This is a genomic window from Daejeonella sp. (genome assembly GCF_049655485.1).
Classification (GTDB): Bacteria; Bacteroidota; Bacteroidia; order Sphingobacteriales; family Sphingobacteriaceae; genus Daejeonella.
Map to the genome: position 1 here is coordinate 23426 of NZ_JBASJU010000223.1, position 11101 is coordinate 34526.

The following is an 11101-nucleotide window of genomic DNA, read 5'->3' on the forward strand; positions in this document are numbered from 1 at the left end:
TTCTTACGTTAACTATATTAAAGTGTTGGTGAATTATAAAGAGAAAATTACATCAGAATAAAACTAAATATTTTAGCAACACTATTAATTATGAAATATTGTGATATTTAAAACATTGTTTATCAGAATAACTACACTATTTATATTAAGTATAAATACACAGTATGCAACGGGACAGATATTTGACAGCCAGCAGAACCCACCTGAGCTAAAATGGATGCAAATTAACACCCCCCAATTTCAAATCCTCTACCCTACGCCATTAAAAAAAGAAGCAGAAAGAATGGCTAACACGGTCGAAGTTTTGATTAAAAGTGTAAGCCAAAGTTTGGGAAAAGAACCCCGGAAGATTACCATAATTCTCCAAAATCAGGGAGTCATTTCAAACGGATTTGTTCAATTAGCTCCGCGCCGTTCTGAGTTTTTCACTACCCCACCCCAGAACTTTGACATTCAGGATTGGCTGAACAGTCTTGCTGTCCATGAGCTGCGGCATGTCGTTCAAATAGATAAGCTGACAGGGAATTTAAAGGCCCCTCTATTTGAGGAATTGGCCCTGGCCATATTCGGTATCACCCTACCTCCCTGGTTCTTTGAAGGTGATGCTGTAGGTATCGAAACAGCATTAACTCATGGGGGCCGAGGAAGGCTCCCGGACTGGGAAATTATTTTTAGAACAAATACACTAAGTAAAAATTTATTTTCTTATTCGAAGGATTACTTCGGCTCACTAAAAGATCCCACCCCGGGATATTATCAACTTGGATATTTTATGACTTCGAAGCTGAGAAGAGATTATGGTAGCGGCATAATTGATAGCCTGATGACCAACATGGCACGCATACCTTTCCGCCCCTACAACCTCAGCAGAGAAATGAAAAAAATAACCGGACTTAGCACACGTATGTTACATGACTCAACAATTGCGGAAATAGCAAACTTGTGGAAGGATCAGGAGAATATGCTGAAGCCACAGGATTATATTATTTTGAATCAGCGAAATAATTCTATCCCGGTTGACTATTTGTTCCCAGTTAAAATCGCTCCAGATGTATTGTTGTCGCTAAGAGAAGGCTTTGATAAAACTCCTGTTATTATTATGACCAATAATTTGGGAAAAGAGAATGAGCTGATAAAAATCGGATATCAAACTGAAAGCAATTTTAATTATTCATCGCAGAAAATTGTATGGGATGAATTCAGGTACGATAAGCGATTTCAAAAGAGATCGTACAATGTAATAAACATCTATGATCTAACAGACGGCAAGTATCGACAGCTAACACATAAAACCCGATTGTTTGCGCCGTCGCTTTCACCCGACGGAAATTACATTGCAGCTATTAACGTGGATCTCTCCAACCGGTCCGAACTTCTCGAATTAGACGCGGAAACTGGCAACCCGATCAGAACTTATGCAAACCCTGAAAATTATTTTCTCCAAACCCCATCATTCAGCCTCGACGGAAATCGGATAGTTTGTGTTGCGATTAACAAAAATGGTGCGGCGTTGATAGAATTTAATAGATTCGATGGCACACAAAACTTATTGACAGACTTCCAGTGGCAGCAATTATCAAGGCCGGTCTATACCCAGGATCGAATTTTGTTTCGGGCGCATTATAATGGCGTAAATAACATATACTCATTTCAGAAAGGGTTTGGGATACAGCAATTAACTTCAACAAGATACGGAGCTTCCAACCCTTCATTTGATAAAAACACAAAGTCTCTGGTATTCAATATCTATCAAGAACGGGGTTATGATATTACATCTATTTCACTGGATACCAATAAAGAAACTTCAATTTCCAACATTCGGAACACCTTCATCAATTACGCTTCACCCCTGGTAGCGCAGGAATCAGATTCCACAATACTGGATCATATTCCCACCAAGGAATATGTCTCAAGCCCATACAAAGAACTCAGCAATCTTTTTTATTTTCATAGCCTTTCACCTATTGCTGAGGCGAATGAATTTAACACCGATTTAAATGTAGGATTTAAGCTGAAATCGAACAATCAGCTCAACACGCTGGACTTTTACACCGGCTATCAATTTAACTCGGGCCTACGGAAGAGTGAATATCTTGCAGGATTCAGCTATAAGCGTTTTTTTCCAGTCTTAGATGTAAAATATATTAATCGGGCCCGGCTCTCATATGCTACACAAACTCAGGGCGGAGTTAGAACTCTTATACCGGTAAACTGGCGGGAAAACTTCCTGGAAATGGAAATCCGGATTCCATTCCTTGCTAATCGCTTAAACAAAACCTATGTTTTGGGCCTTAGCGGAAATACCAGTTACACGAACAGGTATGAAATTAGCAATCGTCCCTCGGGGTTTGCAGATCGAATACAATTCCCTTTGCAATATCAGTTTTACTTTAATCACAATTCCCAGCGCAGTAGAAGAGACATTGCCCCACGGTGGGGACAAAATATCAGCGTGGCTTATCAATCACTTCCGTTCGACAAGAAAATTAGCGGGAACATCTTCCGTGTACAGACCTCTTTTTTCACACCAGGACTATTTGCTAATCATTCCCTGCAATCGAGTTTTAATTATCAAAATGCCGGAGGCGTATATCAATTCAATGTTGACATCCCAAGAGTTAGCGGTTATGGGAATTTACCGTCTGGAAAAATCAGAAACACCCTCCTTTTCGATTATCGCCTGCCTTTATTTTATCCAGACGCAGAAATCTGGTCCCTCGCTTACATTAAACGAATAAGGGGAGCCATCTTCGCAGATTTCCAAAATATCGGCAAAGGGAACCCATTCGCTCCAAGAACTTACGGGCTGGAGTTAAACGGGGATCTCAACCTGTTGCGATTCTTGCTTCCTGATTTTGTAATTAGCGGCAAGTTGATTTTTATTAACGATCGTAAACCTAAACCACCCACTGTAGATTTCGGTTTTGCTTATAATCTCTAGCAAAAGCATAAACAAATTGCAACTATGCATCTTAACCCCGATATTAGGACTGCTAATGTTTAGAAAATGAGCTTCAAAACCATCCTGATAGTTGTAATTACGGTTTTAGTCACTATCGTACTGATGAATAATACCGATGAAATAAATTTCTGGATATTCGGCGATGCCCGAATCCCAAAATTAACAATCCTCGGCTCTATGTTCGGTTTAGGATTGATTGTCGGTTTTCTGGCGGGACGACCATCGAAGAAAGTCATTGTAGAAAACCATGATGAAGGCAGCAGCCCTGTTAATAATCGAGTTGACCCAATTGAACAAAACACATTGAGCGATGAGGATAGAGATTACATCCGATAACCAACTTTCGTAATTAATATACCTACCAAGCTCTTGTGTACAATATTCTATACATATCAATAGCGATAGACTAAGCTAAATAGTCACTTTTTTTATCACGATTCCATTTAGGAGTAGCTCTATTTGATCTAGATGCCTTTAACGCCAGATTGGTGCATAAATTGTATAGGTGATTATATTGAAAATCAATCATTATGAAAAGGGCGTATACTAGATTAAAAAGATCATCAGAATTCAAATTTAAATTGTTTTGGATGTTCACGTTTCTAATACTATTATCAGTTTTTAGCAATTCTTGCAATCCGGCAAATTTCTAATTTGATCTCATAAGAGATGTTTTATTCGAATCAGGAATAATCCTGCATTTACATTTCAAAGTCGGCATTAATATGCATTAGGCTGACTTGGAATAAATTTTCCTTCGCGATACCTTAAAATCCTTTTTAAATAGTTCCTGCCCAAGAATATTAGCGATATTCCAACAATTTTCTTTCCCTGTCAGCTCCGGACTGAGTCATTTTCGCACATTAAAATGTCGCAGCAATTCTTTTTTCCTGCAACATATTCGTAAATTACCGCATCGTTAACAATTTAATCCAGTTTTAAATGAAAAAAATCTCTACTCTTTTTTTTATCGTCTTGCTATTCATAACCTTCGCAGCAAATGCACAGGTTCGGGATATTAGCGGTAAAGTTACCGTAGCTGAAGACGGATCCACTCTTCCTGGGGTGAGCGTAAGGCTAAAAGGCACAAATACCGGAGCGACCACCGATGCCAACGGCATGTATCGCATACAAGTGCCAGGGAACGGTGCTGTATTAGTTTTTTCTTTTATTGGTTTTTCTGCCAAAGAAGTGCCGGTCGGCAGCCAATCAGTTGTAAATGTAGGCTTGTCAGCCGACAGCAAAGCACTTGAAGAGGTTGTAGTTACAACTCAGCTGGGAATTGCCAGGCAGTCTAAATCATTAGGGTATGCTGCTCAAGGCGTTAATTCGGAGGAATTAAACGTGAACCGCCAATCCAATTTATTAAATGCACTTCAGGGTAAAGTTGCAGGTGCCACTATCTCAAGTGTAGGTGGAGGGCCTGGCCAGGGAGCTAACATCCGTATCCGCGGTATAAACTCTATTGATGCATCAAGTTCAAACGACCCTTTATACGTTATCGACGGAGTACAGGTCGACAACTCCACCTCATTGGCTGGAGCTGGCTCAGGCACTAACGTTCGTTCCGTTGGTAATCGGATTTCGGATATTAATCCGGATGAAATTGAATCGATCAACATTTTGAAAGGTGGTGCTGCAACTGCACTATACGGTTTACGCGGTGCAAACGGAGTTGTGGTAATCACTACTAAAAAAGGGACAGGTGTTGGTATCCGTACCAATTTTACTAGCACGTACGGTGTGGAAAACGTGAATAAAACCCCTGAAGTTCAAACAGAATACACCGCTGGTATTTTGGGTGTATATACTCCTATTGGGCTTGGTCCGGCATGGGGCCCTACGATCGCTGAGGCAAAAGCAATCGATCCGACTCACCCTGACAAATTGTTCGAGAACTACAAAAATGCTTTTGATACAGGTTCTCAGGTAAGAAATACGTTATCATTCACAGGCGGATCAGAAAACATTAAATTCTTTTCTTCTTTATCGCAATTCCATCATGATGGAATGTTACCATTCACTGACTATAAAAATTTGGGTGCACGTTTAAACACGGATATCACAATAAGCCCTAAGTTAAAAGCAGGTGTAAATATGAGTTTCACTAATTCTGGCGGTTATCGATTTGATGCTGACCGTTTTGGAGAAAGCCTTACATATTACTCAGGCCGCTGGGACGTGCGTGATTACATCACCCCAGAGGGTATTCAGCAATGGCGTGGAACCAACAACCCAATTTACGGGGCTGCAACTAACAGATTAAAGGACAATGTGAACCGTTATATCGCTGGTACTAATTTAAGCTATGCACCAACCAGCTGGTTGAATTTCAACTACAGGCTCGGTGTGGATACTTACACAGATAACCGCTTTAGAACTGCTCCAGGACCACGTGGAATACCGGGAGAGCGCACCTACGATAACGCTGAAGGTTTTGTGGGTGATTATAATACAGGTTACCGAGCCATCAACTCAACTTTTCTGGCAAATGCTACAACAAAACTTACAACTGATATAACCGGAACTCTTCGTTTAGGTTATGAGTTATATGATAGAAGTTTAAAAGAATCCGGAATTTTAGGGAGCCAGTTAAGTATCTTCAATGACTTCCGCCTTGTAAACGCTAAAACATTTGCAGTTTCTCAAGGAAAGACAGAGTATCGTTCAAATGGCTTCTTTGGGGAGGCGAATTTCGACTACAAAGATTTCCTATTCCTATCTCTAACCGGAAGACAGGATATAACCTCCACTCTTTCGCCTGAAAACCGGTCGTTCTTCTATCCTTCAGCTAGTTTAGCTTATGTATTTTCTGACAACATAAAGCTTCCTGAATTTATCGGACAGAGTAAACTGAGATTGTCTTATGCAAAAATTGGTAAAGACGCATCTCCGTATTCAACTTCTACAGGATTCGCTAATTATGGCGCCTTACCTACGGGAACTACTGGACTCACAAAAGCTTCAAATCTTGGAGACATTAATTTAAAGCCAGAATTTACGGATACCTATGAAGCTGGTCTTGAAATGGCGTTCTTTAACAATCGATTTAGTTTTGATGTCACTTATTATAACTCATTAAGTAAGGATCAAATCACACGGGCACAAATTTCGTCTGCAACCGGCTATGTAACTGCATCAATTAATGCAGGAAGCATCAGAAACCGCGGTATTGAGTTAGTGCTTGGAGGAACACCTCTTAAGACAACTAACTTTACCTGGGATGCTTCACTTAATTTCTCAGCAAACAGAAATAAAGTAATGAGCCTTAAAGAGGGCTTGAGCGAAATAGTTTACGGCGCTCCAACAGGTGGATATATTAATTCGCCAGTGACTTTCAAATTAATTCCTGGACAGCCATATGGTAACATCTATGGATCTTACTACCTAAGATATTATGGAACAGACCCGGAAGACCCTACCTATACAGATAAAAATCGCCCTTTGTTAATCGGAGCGAACGGTTTCCCTATCTCTTCTTTAACCAAGCAAAAACTTCTGGGCAATTCACAGCCTGATTGGATTGGTGGCTTAACAAATAATTTCAGCTTCAAACGTCTTACTCTTTCAACAATAATTGACGCAAGATGGGGCTTTGAGAAATTCAACAGACTTGAAAACTTTAACTCGGCATTTGGTATTGCGGATTATACCAGAGATAGAAGAGAGTTTAAAGTGTTTGAAGGAGTTCTTGCGAACGGCACACCCAATACGAAACAGGTATGGTTAGGACAAAGTGTAGGTCCAGATGGAGTAAATTATGGTGAAGGATATTACAGACTGTATCATCGCTCTCTTTCTGAACCTTTTGTTGATGATGCGTCATGGGTTCGTTTACGTTCTGCGAGTCTTCAATATGCCCTGCCAACCAGCTGGTTACCGGCTAAAGCCATCCGTAACGCATCACTTTCTGTTACCGGAAATAACTTATGGCTTCACACCAACTACTATGGACTGGATCCAGAATCTGTTTCCGCTGATAGCGGAAGCAATGTGGACGGTTCTGCCGGCATGACCTACCCTGCAGCAAGAACCTTCTTATTTACCTTAAATGTTGGATTTTAATCATAACGATAATGCGAAAAATATCTAAATATACATTCATATTAGCCACCGCTGCCACTTTAGTATTTCAAAGTTGCGGTAAGGAATACTTTGACGAACTGAGCGCTAACCCCAATCAGGTCAATGTTCCTACTCTGCCCGCTTTATTAGCAACGGCTACAAGTAAAGCCGGTCTCCGAACTTTCGACGCAGGTAATGTGGTAAACCCATACGTACAGTATACCGCAAACCCTGCAGCAGGAGCTGCCAGTGATATCTATGAAACAATTGATTTCACAGGAACCTGGGATGCGATGTATTTCGCAATGGCTGACATCAATGAGATGAAAAAACTAGCAGCGAGCAGCTCCAGCGAATATCTTGGGGTAGCAAATCTTTTGTTAGCATATCATTTAAGTATTGTAAACAATTTCTGGGGAGCAGCACCGTTTTCTCAGGCATTTGATCCTTCAAATTTCACCCCGAAATACGATACGGATCAGGAAATCTATGCGACGACCTTGAAATTGGTTGATGAGGCAATTGCGGAATTATCCAAAACTAATGCTACAATAAAGCTAGCAGCTGGCAGTGATCTTATTCATAAAGGTGACCGTGCTAAATGGTTAATGACTGCTTATGCAATTAAAGCAAGGCTTCTTATTAAAGCCAGTAAGACGCCTACTTTCAATGCGGCTGCCGTATTAACGGCTGTGGCAAACTCATATAAGTCGAATGCCGATGATGCTGGAATGGCAACTTTCACCTTACGTAACAGCTGGGCACAGGTGTCCAGGAACAATGCGTCCCTGACTCTTGGCGGATGGCTGTCGGAACAATTTATTGATCATCTTAACAGCAAGACATATGGCGTTTTTGATCCGCGTCTTCCAAAATTGACTGATCCAACTTCAGTGCCTACCAATGCCAATTATCCAAAGTGGATTGGAACGGTGAATGGCGCTGGAAATAGGCTTAATCCTCCTAATAACAACACCGTGAAAGATGAAAATTATATATCATTTAATTCGCCATGGACTAGCGACACCTCACCTATTTTATTGGTAACTTTCGCTGAGCTGAAGTTTATTGAAGCTGAAGCGGCATTTGCTACGGATAAACAGAGAGCTTACGCAGCATATTTGGCAGGCATTAAAGCTAATATGGACAAGCTGGAAGTAGCAGCTAAGGATCGTGATGATTATTTGGCTCAGCTTAGCGTCGCCGTAGGTGCATCTAATTTAACTCTGGCCCTGATCTTTAAAGAGAAGTATGTAGCTACATACCTTAATCCTGAGGCATGGACTGATGCCAGAAGACACAATTATGGCTATAAAGATTTCGGTATGCCAGTCAACGCTGTATTGCCAAGTTACATCCGCAGGCTGGACTATCCAGTTGGCGAAAGAAGCAAGAACGGAACAAATGTGCCTGCCGCATCCGTTCGTACAACGAGATTGTGGTGGGATATTTAATAACATCATAATAAAATTACAAGCCCTCCGATTAATCGGGGGGCTTTTTTTATTATGTATAGTATATTCGTTTTTGAATACAACTTTAAAATTTTCTTTATAATGAATAAAAAGGTACTCTTCCTAATCAAAACTTATCTAATTCTAATTTCTAGCCAGCTATATTCTCAAACCTTTACCGTAGAGTCAGTCCTGTCTTACCCCTTCCCCACCGAACTCACCAGCAGCCCGTCTTGGTCCAAAATTGCCTGGACATTTAATGAACAGGGAAGAAGAAATATTTATGTTGCAGAAGCTCCCGACTTTACACCTAGAAAAATTACGGATTATACCAAAGATGACGGACAGGAGTTAACGAGCATATCGATATCAGCTGATGGTAAATGGGTTGTCTTTGTCCGAGGCGGTGATCATAGCGGCAGTAATTCCTCCATGCCTGTAAATGCCGCTTTTGATCCTATTGCTGCTAAAGTTCAAATCATAAGCGTCCCATTTGAAGGCGGTAAATCTAATATCCTGGTTGAAGCGGATGAACCTATAATCTCACCGGCTAGTGACCGCATTATATTTGCTAAAGGAGGGCAAGTAATGAGCATGGCTATCGATGGCTCATCTGCAGCTAAACCTCTCTTCTATGCACGTGGAACTACTGGTTCATTAAGTTATTCACCCGACGGGACAAAAATTGCCTTCGTTTCTTCGCGCGGTGATCATTCATTTATCGGGGTTTTTACAGATGAACAAAATCCAATCAATTGGATACTTCCAGCATTTTCAAGAGATAGCTCTCCCCGCTGGTCACCTGATGGTAAAAGTTTAGCGTTTGTCAGAATGCCAGGAACCGGTGGTAAAACCGATTCAATTTTCGCCCGAAGGCATCAGCCATGGACGATTTGGACAGCCGATATCGAAAGCGGCAATGGCCAAGCTGTCTGGAAGGCTCCCGAAACACTTGAAGGATCTGTGCCGCCAACCCATGGAGGGACGAATCTACATTGGGCAGCTGGGAACAGGATTGTTTTTGTTTCGTACCAGGATGGATGGCCACATCTTTATTCAGTTGATGCAAATGGTGGCAAGGAATTATTGCTGACACCTGGGAGTTTCATGGTTGAACAAATCCGCTTAAGCAATGATAAAAAGTGGCTGGTTTTTGCAGCGAATGCAGGCAAGGACCCCTCCGACATTGATCGCAGACATATTGTGAAAGTCCCTGTGGACCGAGCCCAAATGAAAATTCTTACGCCTGGAGATGGGATTGAAGCGTATCCTGTTATCACCGGTGATAATAATACCATTGCATTTCTAAGCTCCACAGCCCAAAGGCCTTTACTACCTGCTATTATGAAGTTTGATGGAGGTCCGGTGAAACTGCTTGGAGAAAATTTAATTCCTGCCGGATTCCCTGAATCCCAACTCGTGACACCAAAGCATGTGACGTTTAAAGCGCCAGATGGACAAACTGTGTATGGGCAGTTGTTTGAGCCAAAAAATGCAGGGAAGGGAAAAAGACCCGCAGTTGTGTATGTTCATGGCGGGCCACAGCGTCAGATGGTTCTAGGATGGCATTTCATGGATTATTATTCCATCGATTATGGCTTAAACCAATATCTGGCAAATCTCGGATTTACCGTTTTATCGGTAAACTATCGCCTCGGTATCGGTTATGGATACAAATTCCAGAGAGCTTTGAATGCTGGTGCTATGGGCGCATCAGAATACCAGGATGTTAAAGCCGCAGGTGAATGGCTGGCAAACCAACCGAATATTGATGCCAACAAAATTGGAATTTATGGAGGTTCTTACGGGGGGTATCTTGTGGCGCTTGCCCTGGGAAGAGACTCTAAACTCTTTGCAGCTGGAGTGGACATACATGGTGTTAACAACCGCTTTTCCAATTATAACCAGACCTCAAGGGAAGAAGCACCGGACGCTGAACTCTACAAAGCAACGGTGGAGAAATCGTCTCCAGTATCGTATATTGATACCTGGACTTCGCCAACTCTAATCATACATGCTGATGACGACAGAAACGTAAATTTTTCTCAGAGTGTAGACCTGGCCCGCCGATTTGAAGATAAAAAGTTTGAATTTGAGTATCTCGCTATTCCAGACGATACTCATCATTGGATGAAATATTCGAATGGAGTGAAGGTTAGTGAAGTGACGGCGGAGTTTTTGCAGAGGAAACTTATGGCTAAATAATAAAAGGGAGGAAATAACTGAAAACTGAAAACTGAAAGTTGAATAAAACGTACATAGCGATTAACTTTTCAGTTTTCAGTTTTCAGTTTTTAAACTCCATAAAAAACCCTATTCCCCACCTCCAACTCCGGCAGTTTTAAAGGAGATTCAAATATCCCATACACAGAGGCTCCGCTCCCACTCATTGACGCGTAAATAGCTCCTGAATCATAAAGTGAGTCCCGGATATTCCCGATCTCGGGGTACCTCTTAATAATCCCTGGTTCGAAATCGTTTGTGATTTTCCCTCTCCATTCATTAATATCTAGCCTGATTAATTCCTTTAAATTCTTATCCGAACGCTCTGGTACAATATCCTGGAAAGCATCAGAAGTGGACACGTGAATGTCAGGCATAGCAAGAACAATGAAGTATT

Annotated in this window: 5 protein-coding genes and 1 pseudogene; 5 read left to right on the top strand and 1 reads right to left on the bottom strand. The window is 41.4% G+C overall.

Annotated features, from left to right (window positions below):
* The first annotated feature begins 100 nt into the window (after positions 1-100).
* The 5 genes from WBJ10_RS09535 (at position 101) to WBJ10_RS09555 (ending at position 10686) form a co-directional block, all read left to right on the top strand.
* Positions 101-2941, top strand: a complete 2841-nt coding sequence (locus WBJ10_RS09535) for a TolB family protein (protein WP_424289669.1) — start codon at positions 101-103, stop codon at positions 2939-2941.
* Between the two features lie 66 nt (positions 2942-3007).
* Positions 3008-3298 carry a hypothetical protein gene (locus tag WBJ10_RS09540; RefSeq protein ID WP_424289671.1) on the top strand — a complete coding sequence of 97 codons (291 nt, stop codon included), beginning with the start codon at positions 3008-3010 and terminating at the stop codon, positions 3296-3298.
* Positions 3299-3904: 606 nt separating this feature from the next.
* A complete protein-coding gene (locus WBJ10_RS09545; RefSeq protein WP_424289673.1) occupies positions 3905-7027 on the top strand; it encodes a SusC/RagA family TonB-linked outer membrane protein in 3123 nt (1040 codons plus the stop codon).
* 11 nt (positions 7028-7038) lie between these two features.
* Positions 7039-8481, top strand: coding sequence for a SusD/RagB family nutrient-binding outer membrane lipoprotein (locus WBJ10_RS09550; protein ID WP_424289675.1), 1443 nt, complete (start codon positions 7039-7041; stop codon positions 8479-8481).
* A gap of 102 nt (positions 8482-8583) precedes the next feature.
* Positions 8584-10686, top strand: coding sequence for a S9 family peptidase (locus WBJ10_RS09555; RefSeq protein ID WP_424289677.1), 2103 nt, complete (start codon positions 8584-8586; stop codon positions 10684-10686).
* 89 nt (positions 10687-10775) lie between these two features.
* On the opposite strand, the pseudogene WBJ10_RS09560 reads toward WBJ10_RS09555, so the two are convergent.
* Positions 10776-11101, bottom strand: a pseudogene (locus WBJ10_RS09560) (4-(cytidine 5'-diphospho)-2-C-methyl-D-erythritol kinase); the annotation flags it as partial.

Excerpts from the sequence above, each read along its gene's own strand:
- WBJ10_RS09540 (WP_424289671.1), top strand. The coding sequence starts at position 3,008 with ATGAGCTTCAAAACCATCCTGATAGTTGTAATTACGGTTTTAGTCACT.
- WBJ10_RS09555 (WP_424289677.1), top strand. The coding sequence starts at position 8,584 with ATGAATAAAAAGGTACTCTTCCTAATCAAAACTTATCTAATTCTAATT.
- WBJ10_RS09550 (WP_424289675.1), top strand. The coding sequence starts at position 7,039 with ATGCGAAAAATATCTAAATATACATTCATATTAGCCACCGCTGCCACT.
- WBJ10_RS09545 (WP_424289673.1), top strand. The coding sequence starts at position 3,905 with ATGAAAAAAATCTCTACTCTTTTTTTTATCGTCTTGCTATTCATAACC.